The organism is uncultured Rhodoblastus sp. (assembly GCF_903903185.1).
Classification (GTDB): Bacteria; Pseudomonadota; Alphaproteobacteria; order Rhizobiales; family Beijerinckiaceae; genus Rhodoblastus.
Window position 1 is genome coordinate 1 of sequence record NZ_CAIUXT010000133.1, and the last position, 16,695, is coordinate 16,695.

Below are 16,695 nucleotides of genomic sequence, written 5' to 3' on the forward strand. Positions count from 1 at the left end.
AACTGTTGCGCCAGCTCGGTCAGCGTCTTCTCGCCCTTCAGGGCGGCCAGGGCCACTTTCGCCTTGAAAGCCGGCGTGTGGTTCCGGCGCGGTCGTTTGGTCATAATCTCTCCTGATGCGCGCCGATCATCGACGCTGTCACGCAGAAAAGCCACTCATCGTTCCGTCCAGATTCCCCGAGCCAGCTCTACAGGGCGTTTCTTGCGGCTTTGGACGCCGAAAAAGGCCCTAAAACTAAACACTTGCTATTTTTTCAAGATCTGCATCGCGTTTTTCGGAGTCTATCGAGGAGGATTTAAGCTTAAATTCCCCTTGATATCCCCCAAATAATTTAGGAGATAATGACGCTTAGGATATCTCCACAATTGAAACATCAAAAGTGTTCCTCTGGCCTCTAAATAGACCATATAGAGCTCAAAATATTGAATTTTGGCTTGCCGGAGCTATGAAATCACCCCAAAATCACCCACTAAATTCCGTGAATAGACGTATTACGGAATAGGCGGCGTTTTTGCTTGTTGAATGGGTGCCTCCAAACGGCACGCAATTTCACCACTAGAGATGCGCGAAGCAACTTGGCCGGCACCGCATCGCGCAGGATTTCGTCACCGATGAGTTCGGCAATGGATAGGCGAGTGCGCAATTTAGTGAATTGAAATGTCACAATCGCCTTGCTCAACCCTTCTTCCAACGCCACGGCGCATGCATCCCAATCATGTGGGGGGTCGGACTTATCGTTATCCGCTTCGATCCACGACGGACGCGTGCTCGCAAACGCCACCATTTCTGGCGTCGTTGCAAAGAGGTGAATATTTACCGAGGAAACAGCGCCTGCCTTGATTTCCATCGCGCCAGGCAAATCGCGCGCGATGACGGGCTTGCGATATTTCAGCGCATGCATGATCGGGAAGCCGAATCCTTCGTAATGACTCGGGAAGAGCAGGCTGTCGGCATTTGCATAGAGACTTTCAACCAGATCGTCGCTGAGTTCTCCCGACTGATAGCTCGCGCGAATGATCGAATCCTCGATATGCAGGCCCAAGACGACTATGGGCGGGGGATTTTCCATCTGATTGAACAGCGACAGAGTGTCACGGACGTGCTTGTGACTGTAATGATTGCCGACGATCAAAACATAGTCGCCGGTCCGCAGCGGCGTCGCCATGGATGAAGCAACTCCATGGCCTTTGAGCCTTACTTTCTGAGGCAGATAGTCGCGCGTGTCGACGGAGTGGAATGCGACGAATTCGACGACATCCTCAGGCACGTCGAAGCGACGCCGGAATTGGTCACGCGAGAACCGGCTATTGTAGCCGATGAGCGCTGTCGTTTGCAGCATCCAATCCCAAAGACGTTTTAGATCGAATGTGTCTATATATTGACAGTCCATCGCAATCGTATCCAGCATGACAAAGGCAGTCACAGGAGCGAGCCGCGCGATCGAAGTCAAATCTTGCTTGGAAAAGGGTTGCGAGAGACAGATCGCTGCGGCGAAAGGAGAAGCCTGAGCTAACCCGTCCAATTGATCGATCTGGCTCAAAACGTTGATGGAATCCAATCCGTGGAATTTCAATGCTTCCTGGCTGCAGTGGATGAAGCAAGCATATCGATCAGCAAATTGGTCGACGAACGTCTTGATCACTTTCTTGGCGAACTCGGATGTTCCATTATGTAATCTCCCGAGATTGGAACATTCGAATAAGATCCGAAGTCGCCCATCCTCGTCAGGAATGAGGCCTGAGACGACCGACTGCGCTTTGAATTCGACGCTGTTGAAATAGCGCTCGACAGATCTCGTGTATTCCGGATAACGCTTAATAAATATATTGCGATTCTCTTCTTCTATGTTATCGCGTCCTTCTTGCGTCAATAAGAAAGACGCCTCACCCAAGTGATAAACGAATGCGTGGTTTGCCAGAACGGCGCGATATCCACGTTGATTGCATCGCATTATGAAATCATTTTCTTCGTTATATCCGCGTCCATAGCTAACATCTAGCATGCCGAATTCGAGGAGCATGAGATGACGAATGTAAAGACAGAAACCCACCGCAGTCGGCACATATGTCATGCGCGGGAGAAATTGCTCGATATAGCGATGAGCCTCAATGGCCGCATCGACACCAAGCTCTCGATAGCGGTCAGGGTAAGGCGAATTGCAAATCGTGGCGTTGTTGGAACGGGGGCTGACGAACCCAATGAGCGGATCCTCATAGGCCAGCTCAGCCATTTCCAAGATTGCGCCCGGAGTCAACAAGGCGTCGGAATTGAGCAGTATGGCGTCGCGACCTTCGGCGAGTGCGAGTTCCAAACCTTTGTTGCAAGACGTAATGAAGCCGAGGTTGGCTTCATTGGCTATCACGGCGGCGTCGCAACTGTTGGGAAGATACGAAAGATGTGATGCGAGCGCCGCTGCGACGTTTAGGTCGTCGGGTGAATCATTTATGAAAAGGACCTTTGTATCGAATGTTGCTAATTCATCTTCGGCAGCAGCGATCGACCGAAAGAGACCCGGAATGAGATCTACGTTCTTGTAAATAGGAACAATCACCAAAATTTTTTTGGCGTGCTTCATATCTGGCCTTTCAATGAAATCATCAAAATTCATAAATGTGGATCCTAAACCAATGGGGAGATCCGCCGGCTACTGACGGGGTGGCAGTAGAAGTTTGACGTTTCCGGGAGCCCACCACGAAATTTCCAACGTGAGCAGCCAAGCACTCGGAAGGAAGTTTCGCGATGGACGAGTTTGAGAGCTTAAGTCACACGAAATGGGACTGCAAGAGCTGGCTCGGGGAGTATGAACAGAGAACGATAACTGGCTTTTCTGCCTGACAGCGGCGAGGATCGCCGCAAATCAGGAGCTGAAATGACGAAGAGAACACGCCGGAACCACGCACCAGCCTTCAAGGCCAAAGTGGCGTTGGGGCGAGAAGACGCTGGCCGAGTTGGCGCAGCTCATCCATCACTGCGACATCATCGAAACCGGCAATGAAAGCTGGCGCTTCAAGCATCGCGCCTGACGTTCAAAGCCACGCTTCCCGCCGCCGCGCTCGCCCCAACTGCGCAACCCCAACCAGATCCGCCGCGGCGATCGGCCATCTGAAAGCCGAGCACCGGATGGGCCGAAACCACCTCGCCCATGCCCAAGGCGACGCGATCAACGCCGTGCTCGCCGCCGCCGGCTACAACTTCCTCCGCCATGCTCGCATATGCTGGCTTTTTTGTTCGCTGCGATCTGGGCCGCCAGGGCCCTCCAGATTGACGACCAAAATCAGTCAATCGTCGCGTGAGCGCCGTTCTTCACAGGCGACTATTACTGCGTCGCCAAAAGGCGTTCTTGAGGAGCGCCAAAAAAGGATCGGTCTTTTTTCTCTCATGCATCCAATGGCAACGCCACGTAATCGATTTGCTTTTCGTTGTGTTCCTTCGCCACACGCAATTCGTATCCGAGTTCAGAAAACAGGGCTTCCACTGCTTCGAACGAAACGCCGTGAGGCTCGGCAAGCAGGGCTTCCCACTCAAACACGACGATGGGTCGACACCGTCGGATGGTCTCCTTGGCGCCCAGAAGCACCCTCCCATCTGAACCTTGGCAATCAATCTTGATGAATCCGACGTCCTTGAAGCCGAAAGAGTCCAAAGGCACGGCCTGAATGCTGCTGACGTTCGAACCGTCCACAAGGAAGGTCAGACCGCCAGTGTTCTCCACTCGGTCGAACGCTATTTGAAGATCGACCTGAGTATCGATGGCGACCTCCTGCTTTTCCGGCGCTGCAAGCGAAAGCGTTGTTTCGTGCGAATACAGCGCGACGTTATGCGGAAAAATGGTGCCTGGAGGCCTCAGAATCGCATTGGCGCTGAGGAAGCCGAATGTCCGCGCATTGGCTTCAAAGGCATGCACAGTTGAAAAGCATGTCGCCATCGCGCAGGCCAATGTGCCGACATGCGCGCCGGCGTCCAAAGCCAAAAGTCCTCTTTCCGCGCCGGCCTTTATCCATGGCAGGATATGCTGATCCCAGGAACCATCCCGCTTGACGAAATCCGTGATGAGATCATTGGGCTTCATGATCATCGGACCGAAATCGGTCGGTACGCAAACGGCGGCGCCGATCGGAAATGAATTTGCCGAGGAGTCTTTGACCTGTGTGGCCAGAACATTTCTCAGATGGGTTTCGAGCAAATCGAGCCGCTCTTCGAAGCGAGGCAGGATCGTTGCCGCATTTCTAACCTTGTCCAGATGAATCGCGTTGGCCGTCATGGCGTCGTCGATTTCCCCAAGCCGGCGGGTCGTCGCCAAAAGCTCAGCGCGCGTGGCGCGAACGAAGTCGCTCTGTCCCAAAACCACTTGTTCCAATTCCCGAACGCGGCCGTCGATGCACGGGGCCACCCAATTCACTGTCAATTCGTGAAAAGGCCCGACGAAACGCCAAAAAAACTTCCGAATTTTGCGTTTGAAGTAAGGCTCGCCGTTCCCACGCTTCATCAGGCGACGGAACTGGTCCTTGATTTCATTTGTATCGGTGCTCATGGATTCCAGGCTCTCGTGATGGTGAACATTACGTCTCGCGCCATGCGGGGGGTCATTGTCCGGACGGCATTTGACGGTTCGGAAATCAAACGCTCGATACGCGGGAACCAGCGGCTCGCGCCGAAATATCGCCGTACATTCCGACAGGCCCTCGCTTGCATCGCCGCGCGCTCATCCCCGCTCATATGCATGATCAGCTGCATTCCACCCGCCAAGCCAAAGCCGCTGCGCTCGATCTTGATGCACTCGCCTTCGGTCAGCCATTCGCATGCCCCCGTCTGGGCCGTGACAATGGGGATGCAACCCTGCGCCGCAGCCTCGAACGGGACCAACCCGAGCGGCTCGCGTTGCCATGTCGGGAAGACCAGCGCGTCATATTCGGCGAAGCGCCGGACCATTTCATCGCGCTCGACAAGACCAACATAGTTGATATAGGCGGAGAGCCCTTCCGCGTGAACTCTTTGAATGAACTGCGGCGCCAGACCACCGCCATAGACGTCCACCTGAAAATTCCTGTCGCCCCGTTCGACCAGGATGCGCACGGCGTCGATCAGGATATCGGTGCCCTTATGCGGCGTAACGCGTGACGAAAAGACGAAACGCATGGTCTCGCTTGAGCTGCGGCGATGCGGCGGGATCGTGTCCTCCACCCAGCCGGGAACATAGACAGGCTCCTGTATCGGCGTCGCGATCGCCGTTTTCGTTTCCAGATAGACATTTTCGCTTACCGCGAGAATGCGAAGGCTCGCCATCGCCTCCCGAGCGCGAAAGACATCATAATACTTGTCTCTCAAGGCAGCTGTATCAGAATCCGACACCATAAAAATATTATCTCCTAGGTAAACCATTGGACGCAAGCCAACCAGATACCCAAAAAGGACAATTCCATAAGCCCCAAGCCCAGATAAACTGAACAAGAAGAGGCGGTCTGGTTTGAATTCCTCAACGATGCTCGATATTGCAAAAATATTATTCAGGTTCACGAATTTTATTTTGAACCTCTGATCTTCACCTCCGTGCAAAGACACCCACGTGCATTGCAATGTCCGATAAATAGCAAAACCCGGTTCGTCGGGATCACGCGTGTGATTGACCAGAGGCGAGGTAGCGACCGCGACCTGGTGACCCGCCTTGCTGAGGCGCAAGGCGAGTTCATGGGCGACCAGTTCATATCCACCTATAAACTCCGGCGGAAATAGCTCCGAGACAATGAGAATGCGCATCGGTTCAGCTTCCCGCGATCAATCGTTCGATCAAGTTCAGATAGGCAAGACCGAATTGCTTCAGGCCATATTTGGCGACGACGTCGGCGTTGATTTCCGCCGGGTCGGGCGCGCCAGCGCCCGAGCGAAACCCACCCATCAGTTGCGCGAGATCGTCGCGGTCCGAATAGACGCGGCATCCATCCAGAAAAACGAGTTCCGGGAGGGCGCCGGCGCGGCTCACGACAGCGGGTGTCCCGCAACACATCGCCTCCAGCGGAGTCAACGCCAGCAGTTCCGGCTTCGCATGAAAATTTCCATCATAGCTCCGGTGCAGTCCGGTGTGGACAAACAGGCCAGCGCCGCCAATCCGCGCCTTCACGGCCGCATCGTCGAGCGTCGTCTCGAAGACGACATTCTTGCCTCCGGTCCGCCCCTGGAGGAAGTCGAAATAGCGATTGTCATATTTGCGGCCGATGATCGTCAATTGTCGGCCGGAAGGCAGCGCGTCGATCGCCTCTTCAAAGCCTTTGTGAGGAAGAATACGACCGACAGCGACAATCTTGTCGGGATCGCGCAGACGAAAATCGATCGGAAAGGCGAGATCGTCGACAGGACCGCGAATGACCTCGACCGGCGTTTTCATCTGGGTGAAGGCGGCTGCCGCAAATTGCGATTGGGCATGGAAACAATCGAACATGCCGCCCACGACCGGAAACATCTCCAGCAGCGGCGATTCGCCGCCGCCATGATCGGTGCCAATCACCACCTTCCCCGCCATGCGCGCCCGCGCCGCAACGAAAAAGCCGAATGGCAGCAAACATTGATGGATGTGGACAACATCGTAATCGTCGATCAATTTGTCGAAGGCTGCTCCAGCACAAGACATGAGATGATCCGCGCTGGCGGGAAGAATATTGAGAACGCTTGCCGATCCCATCGCCATGGTTTGCGCCGAAGAACCAAACGAAAGAACGTCACTCCGCGTTTCTGGGTCTTGCGACGCGATTCGCACTGCGGCGCAGACATTGTTGACGTAACGTTCGCCTCCACCGATCACCGACTGCTCGGAAAAATAATAGGGAGTCACATGCAAGATGCGAAGCGCGGATTTAGGCAATTTTCCGACCCCTGTTCCGCTCCAGCATCCCGAGGATGCAGTCGAGCTTGATCTGGTAGACGACATTGCTGGCGAACTTCGCTTGAGCCGCCTGGGAAATCTCCAGATGCGCATCGTCACGCGCCGCAGCAGCCATGGCGGCGTCGACCGCAGCCTGATCGTCGTTGCGCGCCAGATAACATCCCCGCTGACCGGAATAAAGCGACAGCAATTCTTGTGTCGCGTTGGTGACGATCGGCGTGCCGCAAGCAAGGGATTCTGCGAGAGGAATGCAAAAAGCTTCATAGTCCGAGAGCAGAACGAACATCGCGGATTGCTGATAAAGGGCGACAAGCTCGTCGCGCGAAACGAAACCGGCCCTTGTGATACAACCTTTCAGCGATTCGGGAATAGCGACAGCGTCCGAACCGCGCCCGCCAATGACAACGCCCCAGTCAGAATTCAGCCCGATGAAACGCGTCATAGCCGCAAGGCCGAGATCGACGCGCTTGCGCGGTTCGGCAAAATCCGCGACCATCAGGATCTGTCGTTTGCGCGGATGAGACGACAAACAGAATGTTTCAACGTCGATGCCGTTTGGCGCGTACAGGGCGAATGCGCCCGGCACTCGATTCTTGACGACATCTACCTCGAGCGGCGAAACGCAAAAGACCACATCGGCCCTGGTCAAAGCCCTGTTGAAGACCGGCTCAAGCAACGCATTTTCTTCAATACCTGGAACAGTCCAGGCCGGCTGCGTATGAGGCGTGAAAACCAGCATGCTCTCGGGCGCACAAGCCTCGACGACATCGAAATTTGTCGCGGCATTGGCCCAACTGACGATCTCGATCACCGCCCATTTGCCCGAAGCCGCATGGCGCTGAGCATCCGCAACGCCCGGATCGGGCGCGCCCAATCGCCGAGCCGGCCCGCAAGGGAGAAAACGAAGTCCTTCGGCCCTGCAAAAATCACGGGCTATCATATAATTTCTTGCGACCAGATTATCGATGCAAATGGCGAAATCGAACACATGCTTCGCGTGACGAATCCATTCGAACAAAGCCGTCCCGGTTCCAGAATACAATTGGTTGGACGACGTTAAAATTATCAAATAAGTCTCCTTGCCGTGCGGCAAGGGGAGGTGCTGGAAACTCAACATTTTATTGAACCTTGAAGTGGTATTGTGCGCTTCTAATTCAGAAAATAAGATTTTACAAACGCAGCCCTCACCAAAATTCGCGATGGAATTTTGGGTGAGGCGGGCATGAGGAGCTGAATATCGATTTTCAGCCCATTTTGGATCCTTTGGCGTCTGTTTGGCGCTTCGCCGAGCCTCCAGATGACGATTTTGGCGGCTGGATTGAGTTCCATTGAGAGTTGACCCGGCTACGCAGGAAATTTCCACCAAGAATTGACCCATGTTTTGAATCCGCCCTGGCCGTTTTCAGCGGGGGGCTTTGGAGTGATCAACATGGAGTTATTGAGCGTTATCCGGCGCTGGGTGCGAATTCCGATTTAATCCGGCCGGTGATTCCGATTTGATGCCGGCCACCATTCCGAAATGAAGCCGGCCACCTGAGCCGGGTTTTCGGCTCTCAAAGTTTGCTCCCCGTAGGTCAGCAACTGCGTCACTCCTGCCTCGCCAATGAGCGACGAGGAGAATGGAATGCCGGCGACCCAGCCATGCGCGCTCCTCAGATAACCCGCACGATACGTCAGAAGCGCGCTTGATTCCCGTAAGGCCGATTATGGAACCCTTTCGCAAGTTCTCGCGAAGCTTTTTTAAAACAAAAAAGCCACCACTGTCAACGGCGGCGACAAAATGTGCCAAGTGGCGGCGTAAAAGTGTACCAGTCGGGTTGAGCGTAACAAAGATCAATTAAAGCGATTTTTGCCAGTTCAGTGATTCTCCGCTGCATTCGTTCCTCCGCAGGTAGCGCCTCGAATCAACGCCAATAAACGATAATAGGTTGTGTATTTGTTATTGAACAATCGAGAGTTGTAAAATTTGCCGCTTTATCCTTGCGCCGGCCAGCGTGGCGCAAGCTTCGTATCTCTCCGGGAGCGGCGACCTTCCTTTGATGGCTTATTTGGTGAAAGATCGCTCTTACGATTGCTCTTACTTAAGCGCCCATTCGGCGCCGTTCAGTCATCGGGATTGAAATTCCACGGCACCAGCACCTCGATGTCCTTGTCGGACCATCGGTTGGCGGTTCGCTCCAGTTTCTGTTTGGCCCCGGCGTTGGGGTCGGTGCCATTCATCTTGCAAGATTGAACCGGGCATATCGGATCGCGCCGGTCCGGGAAACAGAGGGCCAGAGTTTCGGCGAGACCGAGCCGCCGCACCGCTATCGTAAGTAGCATGACGCTGCCGTCCGAATTCAGGCGTCCGCCGTCGAAATCTGCTGTGGAAGTTTTCACAACGAAGGACGGGCGGCTCACCAGGGTTCCTATGGGTGCTCTGCCCATCGGCCAGGTGCAGGACGTCTCCGTGCGCGATGGCCGGATTTTCGTCGAAACCAAAACCTTCCGCGAAAACGATCATCCTTGTTGCCCGACCGACAGCCAAAGCTTTGTTTTCGCGCCTTCTGATGAGGTTTTGAACGGCGCGACAAAATTAGCGCTGCACCTTCGCTTGGTTTCGCCCGTCGATTTCGCGGCACGGACGAGGCCCACGTTTCTCCTGAACGACCTACAGGATTTTGCGGTTTGCAACCGCCCAATCCACCTCGGGCCACAAACCCTTGAAGGGAACAAAAGCATCGCCCTTGATCGGCTGATCCGGATGCGCGCGCGCATAGTCGTAATCCGCGCGAAAATCCTCGAGCGTTCGGTCGCGAATCCGCTGAACCGCATGGGCCTGCTCGACCAGGGGGATGAGATCGTCGAGCCCGAAATAAATAATGACAGCTTCCCATCCGACCCATACATGCTGTTCCGGCTCCTGCTCGAGCTCGTCGAATGCCCAAACCAGAAACCGGCGTAGCGTGTCCAGGTCGAGCGCGCCGCGCTCCACGAGCAGGATGAGCGTCCGCCACTGCCAGAAGCGGATTGACTCGCTGCCTGTCTCATCGAGCAAGAGCGTAAACAATGGCGCGGGATCGCCATTAAAAATCTCGGCCATCACGCGAGCGCCCTGAGTGTCGTAGACCATCTCGGAAAGCAGATTCGGCAGTCCCGCAAGGGGCCAGCGCAATAGTTCGACGTAGCGAGAATAGGCCTCTGTTTGCTTCCATTCCGCTGCAAGCAAAAAGCCATAAAATAGCGGAGAAGGTGTCCGCAGCGCCTTCTTGACCATAGAGAGATACTGTCTGTCGGTCGTGGCCTTTTCCAAAATTTCTTCGAATTGAGCGAGAAGGCGATCGATTTCCGCGAGCATAAGCGGCGCGACCTCCGTCCGCCGCTCAAGGGCGGCCTCCAAAGCGCGCACCGGCGGTTCCTCATGTCGCTTGGACAATTCCCGAAAAATCTCTTCCGGCGTCATGATGACGTCCCGTCCCTGGTCTTCAGCGCTTCTCACCCCGGAGTCGATGCCGCGAAAAAAAGTCAGCGAATTCGCGCCATCGCATGATTGTTTTTCTTGTCAGCTTGCGCCGTCCAAATCGCAAGCGCCAACACCAGGATCGATGACCTAGATCGAGCGCGTGCGCCGCCGACAACGATTACGACAAAAACGATTAGAACTTCGCGCCACCCGCGCCTTCCCTTGGCTCCCGATAAAAACCATGAGCCAGGAACAAATGCCCGCAAAAGCCAGCCCTACCGCTAACGCCGCCGTCGCCGCAAGGGTGCGTCGCTCCGCTCCCGCGCCTTCCGCGCGCCCTTGCCCCGCCGCCGCCTCGCGGTCGGACGCAAGACGATCGCAGGGAAAATTTGAACGGCTCGAGAGAGCCGCCCGGCGCCAATCCGGGAGGAGCAGATGAAAGATCCTCAGAGAGAAGTTGAAGAACTGCGCGCAGGCGTCAGCTGCGCGACCGTGCTCGAAAAATCCGCGCCGCCTTGGCGTCTCGACTGCGGCGAAAGCTCGCGGCGATGCCTCAAATACCGTCGCGGCGGCGGCGAGATCGTCGTCGTCACCCATGAAGGCGCCGGCTGGTGGGATCCCAACAGCGACGCCAAGGGCGACGTATTCGACCTGGTCCAGCATCTCGAACCGCGCCTCAATTTCGGTGAGGTGCGAAAAGTATTGCGCCCACTTGCCGGAATGCAACCGGATTTCACGCCGGCCAGCCGAACGAGAGCGAGAGGCGACGCTCCCCTTCCGGTCGCCGAGAGATGGGCGCGCCGGCCGCGCCTGCGCCGGCACTCGAACGCCTGGCGCTACCTTTGGGGCCGCGGTTTGTCGGAGGACGTTCTTTTCGAAGCGGCGCGTTGCGACGTGGTCCGAGAAGGACCGCACGACTCGGCCTGGTTCGCTCACCGCGATTCCAGCGGCCTCGTTATCCACGTCGATGTTCGCGGCCCGACCTATAAAGGCTCGCTGACCGGCGGCGCCAAGTCGCTGTTCGTGTTGCCCTTCGACAATAAACGCCGGCGCTCTCGGTTCGTCCTGGCGGAAGCGCCGATCGACGCCCTCAGCCTCGCGGCTTTCGAATATCTGCACGAGGACACGATTTACGCGGCGACCGGCGGCGGCATGGGCCCGGCCACAATCGAGGCGATCAAGGCGCATCTTCTCTCGATCAAGAATTTGCCGAACGCGCGGTTCGACAGCGCGACCGACGCCAACGCCGCCGGCGACCGCTATGCCGCGCGCCACGAAGAATTCGCCCAAAACATTGGCGTTCCGTTTCGCCGCCTGCGTCCGGAGATCGAGGGCCAGGACTGGAACGACGTGCTCAAATCGAGGAGACAAATTCAATGAAACTGCTCGACTTTTCGCTCTTTCCGCCTCTCAACGATCTCAAAGCGAAAATGGGGATTCCGGCTGATCGGATCGAGCCACGAAGTGACGAAGCGCCCGTCGAAACCTTTTACCCGATGCCGCCGCGCGCGGTCGTCATGTTTCGCTCCGGCGCGAAACTCGACCTGCTCGATCCGCAACCCGATTGCTGGACGGACGAAGATGTCGCCCAAAATCTCGCCCGCATCAGCAGATGGGGCGGCGCGACCAAATGGCAATTCCCGCTGTCCGTGGCCCAGCACAGTCTCATGGTGCTGGCGATCGGCGAAGCCAATGCGGTGTTGACCCCGCGCGAAGCCCTGCGCGAGCTGCTGCACGACGCTTCCGAAGGCTTGCTCGGCTGGGATCCGATCGCGCCGCTCAAACCCGAGCTCGGCGCGAGATTCCGCAATCTCGAAGACCGGCTGCAAAAAGCGACCGCCCAACGTTACGACCTGGATCTCTGGTCGGACGCAACCTACGCGCGTCACAAGCACGCCGATCGTCTCGCCGCCGCGTCCGAAGCCTTCCACGTCGTCGGCTGGACGCTCGACGACATGCGAGACGTCCTCAATATCGAACTGGCGCCCCTTTCCGATTGCCCCATTTCCGCGCCGGAAGGCTTGGCGCCTTGGCAGCCGTGGCCGCCGACGCTCGCCGAACGGCTTTTTCTCGAGAAGTTGAAGCTCTTGCAGGACGCAGTCAAAAACGCCTGACGCTGCAAATCGGAAGCGATGCAGGAGACGATTTCGACTTCGCGCACTTTGGCGGCAGCCTCGTTCCGATATCATCGGGCGCGACGACAGTTGAGAAAAATCCCCAAGAAAAATGGCGGCAAGGAAAGACGGGCCGCTACCGCGATCGCCGCCCACGAATCAAGGGTGCGTCGCTCCGCTCCCGCGCGTGCCGCGCGCCCTTGCCCCGTCGCCATCGTTCCCGTGTGTGGATGACGTTTGCGGAGAGGCATGGAGAAAGGCTTCCTTCAGCCGCGCTCCGCGAACGCAAGCGCATCACACTCAGCCCTCAAACCGACGCCCTCGCGCGGAGCCACCGACATGCCCGATCCCGACGAATATCTGCCTGAAGCAATCGACGGCCCCGATTGGGACGAATACCAAGCCATAATGGCCAACGAACCGCCGCAAAGCGTTCCGGACGCCTGGGAAGCCCTCGCCGCGCGCCTCACGGCCGCTCAACGTGAGGCGGCAATGCACCCTGGCTCTACGCTCGTTCTTGCCGGCGCGGGCACGGGCAAGACTTCGACTCTCACCGCTTCGGTTGTCCACAAAATCGAAATCCAGAAAATCCCGGCCTCTCGCATTCTTGTCGTGACCTTCACGAACAAGGCCGCGGCCGAATTGGCCGAGCGCATCCGCGCCGCTCTCGACGAACACGCCGCCCCCAACTGGCTCGGCACGTTTCACGGGCTTGGCGCCAGACAGCTTCGCGCCACGCCCGAAGTCGCCGGCCTGCGCAAGGATTTCGACATCCTCGACGCCGGCGACAGCCACCTGCTGATCAAACGCGTGATGAAAGCGCTCAACCTCGCCAATGACGTCGAGACCGGAGGCGGTCGCGATCCCGTCAAGGCCATCGCCAACAAAATCTCATCGTTCAAGGACCAACTCATTACGCCCGAAACCGCGGCAACGCGCATCGACGCGATCATCGCCGCAGCCGCGCACCGAGGCGAACAGATCGAAAGCGTGGTCCTTCGCAACGCCGCGAAAGTCTACGCGATCTATCAGCGACGCCTTCGCGAAGCCAACGCCGCCGATTTCGGCGATCTGCTGCTTTGGCCGACCCTGGCGATGCAGAACACCAATGAATATCGCCGCCAATGGTCCTCGCGCTTCGTCGCCGTGCTGGCGGACGAATACCAGGACGTCAATTACGCGCAATACACCTGGCTCAAGGCCATGGCGAGCCATTGCCGGCGCCTCTTCGCGGTCGGCGACGACGATCAATCGATCTATGGCTGGCGCGGCGCGGACGTGAGCCTCATCCGCCGATTCACGCGAGATTTCCCCGACGCGGCGGAAGTTCGTTTGGAAGAGAATTTTCGCTCGACCGGGCATATTCTGGCCGCCGCCAACGCGGTCATCGCCGGCGACAAGAGCCGCCTCGGCAAAACCCTGTTCACCAACCTGGGCGCCGGCCATCCGATCGCGCTCGCGACCTATCGTGACGCGGAAGCCGAAGCCCTTGGCCTCGCCGCCGCGATTCTCGTCAAACATGGAGAAGGCGCCGCATGGGACCACATCGCGGTCCTCTATCGCACCAACGTCCTCTCCCGCGCTTTCGAAGAAGCGCTCATGCGGGCCAAAATCCCTTATGAGATCGTCGGCGACGTCGGCTTTTACGCCCGCCAGGAAATCAAGATCGCTCTCGCCTACCTTCGCCTCGCCACACATCCGGACGACCGTCAGTCCGACGAGGCATTCCGCCGCGTCATCAACGAGCCTCGACGCGGTTTTGGCCCCCAGGCGCTGGCAACGGTCGAAGACGAGGCCTCGTTTCGCGAAGTCTCGCTCCTTACCGCGCTCGAAACCGCTTCCCTTCCTCCGAAAGCCCGGAGTGAAGGATTGAAGTTCGCCGATCAGGTCCGGCGGATCGGCGCCGATCCCTCGCATTCGCTCGCCGACCAGATCTCGCTGCTTCTCGACGCCTGCGGCTATCGCGAATTGCTGCGAGCCAGCAAGGCCGAAGAAGCGGCGGGCCGGCTGGAAAACCTCGAAGAACTCATCTCTCTGGCTTCCAGCTTCCATTCGGCGCGCGAACTCCTGGATCATGCGGCGCTTGCGACGAACCGGGCCAGCGAAGGCGCCGCCCCGGCCGTGCGCCTCATGACGATGCACCGCGCGAAAGGCCTGGAATTCGACCACGTCTTTTTGCCGGCTTTCGAAAACGGGATCATTCCCTCGACTTACGGCGACGCCGACGAGGAACGCCGGCTGGCCTATGTCGCGCTGACGCGCGGCAAACGCCACGTGACGATTTCCTGGGCGCAATATCGGCGCGGCCCGAGCGAGCCCTCGCCATTCATCGAAGACATTCCCGAAGACGCCAAAGCTCGCGTCGTCCGCCAATCCGATCGCGGCGGACGCCCTCACCTTTCCCACCAAAAAGCGTCCGCACTGCGCGCTCTCGGCGCGCGCATGCGCGGTTTTTGACGCCATACCGTCGAAGATTTCAGGGGATAAAAATGAACGCCCACACACCCAGCCCCAACAGCGAAACCGATCCCGGCTCCGAACTGGCCGCTCCGCAAATCGAGCGTTTGATCGTGCGCGAAAGTCTTCCCGAGCGCCGAAAAGGCTATACGCAAAAGGCCCGCGTCGGCGGACACAAAATCTATTTGCGCACCGGCGAATATGGTGACGGCCGCCTCGGCGAAATCTTCATCGACATGCACAAGGAAGGCGCGGCCTTTCGCAGCCTCATGAACAATTTCGCCATCGCGATTTCGATTGGCCTGCAATATGGCGTGCCGCTCGACGAATTCGTCGACGCCTTCACCTTCACGCGATTTGAGCCGGCCGGCCTCGTCGAGGGCAACGACGCGATCAAGAACGCGACATCCGTCATCGACTACGTTTTTCGCGAACTGGCGGTCTCGTACCTCGGCCGCGACGACCTCGCGCATATTCCGCCAGCCCACGATCCAGACGAGCATTTCCGGCCGACGGACATCGCCGCGATCTCCAAAGGCTTCACGCGATCGAACGTCCCGCTGACGATCGGCGCCGACACGTCTCCCGCGCCCGCCGAACACGATCAGCCTTCCGATCGTGCTGCGAACCCATCCCAGCCTTCGATCGCCGAGCGCCGCGCCGAAGCGCGCCAGAAAGGCTACATCGGCGAAGCATGTCCGGATTGCGGGAATTTCACGCTTGTGCGCAACGGCACATGCCTCAAGTGCGATGTCTGCGGTTCAACAACCGGGTGTAGCTAAGGGTCTGCGAGAGCGGAATGATTTGATCAACCCGGTTTTTCCGCAAAACCCCCGATTCGTTCCGCAGTTTTCAACATGGTTTTTCAGTACCGTTGAAAAATAAGGGAAAACTGGCGCGGTAATCCGAAAGCTCTAAATAATACCGGCGGCGGGCGATTCAAGCCCGCCGCCAAGTCTGCTTCAACGTCTCCGTCGTTAAAAAGCCCAGGTCATGAGTTCGTACAAAAGCCACCTCAACGATTTGATCGATCGCCCTGCCTTAGTCATGGCAAGGCGAACCTGATGCCAGCAAGTTCTTCATTGATCGCTGCGGTCGAAGCGCTTTGGCGAATCCCGCGCCCAGGTCCGGATAACCTTAGAAAGGAACCGAGCTTCGTCGCACTATGCGATATATGCCAAGAGGAGTTTGGCGGCCCCAGGCCAATCTTCGCGTTAAGCACGGCGCTACGCTCGTTAGGGCTTCCGTGTCAGCTCCCAAGAAACTGCGCTGAACTCGCCCTTCACCCTTTGATCGCCGCAAACGCGATCGACGAGGCCTACAAACGCAAAACCACGCTGCGGCGGCATCTATGCCCGCTGGATCTGGCGGACAACCTTCCAGCGCTGAACTTCGGCAGCACCCGCGTCGCAAAATTCAGCGCTGCCGAATTGGCGGGCCTGTTCGATGCCTCGCGTCTTGCCCGCTATTTTCCCAAGCAGACTTTCGACCAAGAGCTCTTAGCACAATTCCACTGGCTGGTTGTCGACGAAGAAATCGAACTCGATCCTCGACCGGAGGCGCGCGCCTCTCCGTTTATGAACATGACGTTCAACCAAGACATCGGCGAGATCGATCCCCATCTCGGCCGCTTCCCTCCGTCCGTCGAAGCAGCTCTTTTCTTCCTGCTGCTAGCCCATCTTATTCAGTGCGCCCCGACGGCGCGTATCACCAGTGGAGGAAGATTTCACCCAGAGAGTTGTCGATTGATCTGGTAGCTGGCGAGCGGCTTGGACGAGCAATCGGACGGGCGGAAGCCTCGCGACAAA

Annotated in this window: 10 protein-coding genes and 2 pseudogenes; 5 read left to right on the plus strand and 7 right to left on the minus strand. The window is 57.5% G+C overall.

What is annotated here, in order from left to right; translation table 11 throughout:
• Positions 1–469: 469 nt before the first annotated feature.
• From QZY01_RS12000 to QZY01_RS12030, 7 genes and pseudogenes are all read right to left on the minus strand, one after another.
• Positions 470–2,608, minus strand: coding sequence for a glycosyltransferase (locus QZY01_RS12000; protein WP_294537469.1), 2,139 nt, complete (start codon positions 2,606–2,608; stop codon positions 470–472).
• Positions 2,609–3,376: 768 nt separating this feature from the next.
• Positions 3,377–4,531: an FkbM family methyltransferase gene (locus QZY01_RS12005; RefSeq protein WP_294537471.1), complete on the minus strand. Its 1,155-nt coding sequence runs from the start codon at positions 4,529–4,531 to the stop codon at positions 3,377–3,379.
• Entirely contained in the window at positions 4,528–5,754 is a 1,227-nt protein-coding gene (locus tag QZY01_RS12010) for a glycosyltransferase family 4 protein (protein WP_294537473.1), read from the minus strand. The genes QZY01_RS12005 and QZY01_RS12010 overlap by 4 nt, the downstream gene beginning before the upstream one ends.
• 4 nt (positions 5,755–5,758) lie before the next feature.
• Entirely contained in the window at positions 5,759–6,853 is a 1,095-nt protein-coding gene (locus QZY01_RS12015; RefSeq protein WP_294537474.1) for a glycosyltransferase family 4 protein, read from the minus strand.
• On the minus strand, positions 6,846–8,252 hold the full coding sequence (locus QZY01_RS12020) for a glycosyltransferase family 4 protein (RefSeq protein ID WP_294537476.1): 1,407 nt from the start codon (positions 8,250–8,252) through the stop codon (positions 6,846–6,848). Before QZY01_RS12020 ends, QZY01_RS12015 begins: the two co-directional genes overlap by 8 nt.
• Before the next feature lie 866 nt (positions 8,253–9,118).
• Positions 9,119–9,301: pseudogene (locus tag QZY01_RS12025) on the minus strand (hypothetical protein); the annotation flags it as partial.
• Positions 9,302–9,524: 223 nt separating this feature from the next.
• Complete coding sequence (locus tag QZY01_RS12030; RefSeq protein WP_294537478.1) at positions 9,525–10,316, minus strand: DUF1186 domain-containing protein; 792 nt, start codon at positions 10,314–10,316, stop codon at positions 9,525–9,527.
• Positions 10,317–10,751: 435 nt separating this feature from the next.
• On the opposite strand from QZY01_RS12030, the gene QZY01_RS12035 reads away from it, so the two are divergent.
• The 5 genes and pseudogenes from QZY01_RS12035 to QZY01_RS12055 all read left to right on the plus strand — a co-directional run bounded on the left by QZY01_RS12035 (position 10,752) and on the right by QZY01_RS12055 (position 16,644).
• Entirely contained in the window at positions 10,752–11,696 is a 945-nt protein-coding gene (locus QZY01_RS12035; protein WP_294537479.1) for a DUF3991 and TOPRIM domain-containing protein, read from the plus strand.
• Positions 11,693–12,430, plus strand: coding sequence for a phosphohydrolase (locus tag QZY01_RS12040; RefSeq protein ID WP_294537481.1), 738 nt, complete (start codon positions 11,693–11,695; stop codon positions 12,428–12,430). The genes QZY01_RS12035 and QZY01_RS12040 overlap by 4 nt, the downstream gene beginning before the upstream one ends.
• A gap of 339 nt (positions 12,431–12,769) precedes the next feature.
• Positions 12,770–14,887, plus strand: a complete 2,118-nt coding sequence (locus QZY01_RS12045) for a UvrD-helicase domain-containing protein (protein ID WP_294537483.1) — start codon at positions 12,770–12,772, stop codon at positions 14,885–14,887.
• 95 nt (positions 14,888–14,982) lie between these two features.
• Positions 14,983–15,669: pseudogene (locus tag QZY01_RS12050) on the plus strand (vitamin B12-dependent ribonucleotide reductase); the annotation flags it as partial.
• A 507-nt stretch (positions 15,670–16,176) separates the two neighbouring features.
• Positions 16,177–16,644 (plus strand): hypothetical protein, encoded by a 468-nt coding sequence (locus QZY01_RS12055; protein ID WP_294537485.1) that lies wholly within the window; start codon positions 16,177–16,179, stop codon positions 16,642–16,644.
• Positions 16,645–16,695: the final 51 nt, after the last annotated feature.

Coding starts and splice junctions, on each gene's coding strand:
- QZY01_RS12045 (WP_294537483.1), top strand. CDS start 12,770: ATGCCCGATCCCGACGAATATCTGCCTGAAGCAATCGACGGCCCCGAT.
- QZY01_RS12040 (WP_294537481.1), top strand. CDS start 11,693: ATGAAACTGCTCGACTTTTCGCTCTTTCCGCCTCTCAACGATCTCAAA.
- QZY01_RS12010 (WP_294537473.1), bottom strand. CDS start 5,754: ATGCGCATTCTCATTGTCTCGGAGCTATTTCCGCCGGAGTTTATAGGT.
- QZY01_RS12000 (WP_294537469.1), bottom strand. CDS start 2,608: ATGAATTTTGATGATTTCATTGAAAGGCCAGATATGAAGCACGCCAAA.
- QZY01_RS12005 (WP_294537471.1), bottom strand. CDS start 4,531: ATGAGCACCGATACAAATGAAATCAAGGACCAGTTCCGTCGCCTGATG.
- QZY01_RS12035 (WP_294537479.1), top strand. CDS start 10,752: ATGAAAGATCCTCAGAGAGAAGTTGAAGAACTGCGCGCAGGCGTCAGC.
- QZY01_RS12020 (WP_294537476.1), bottom strand. CDS start 8,252: ATGGGTCAATTCTTGGTGGAAATTTCCTGCGTAGCCGGGTCAACTCTC.
- QZY01_RS12030 (WP_294537478.1), bottom strand. CDS start 10,316: ATGACGCCGGAAGAGATTTTTCGGGAATTGTCCAAGCGACATGAGGAA.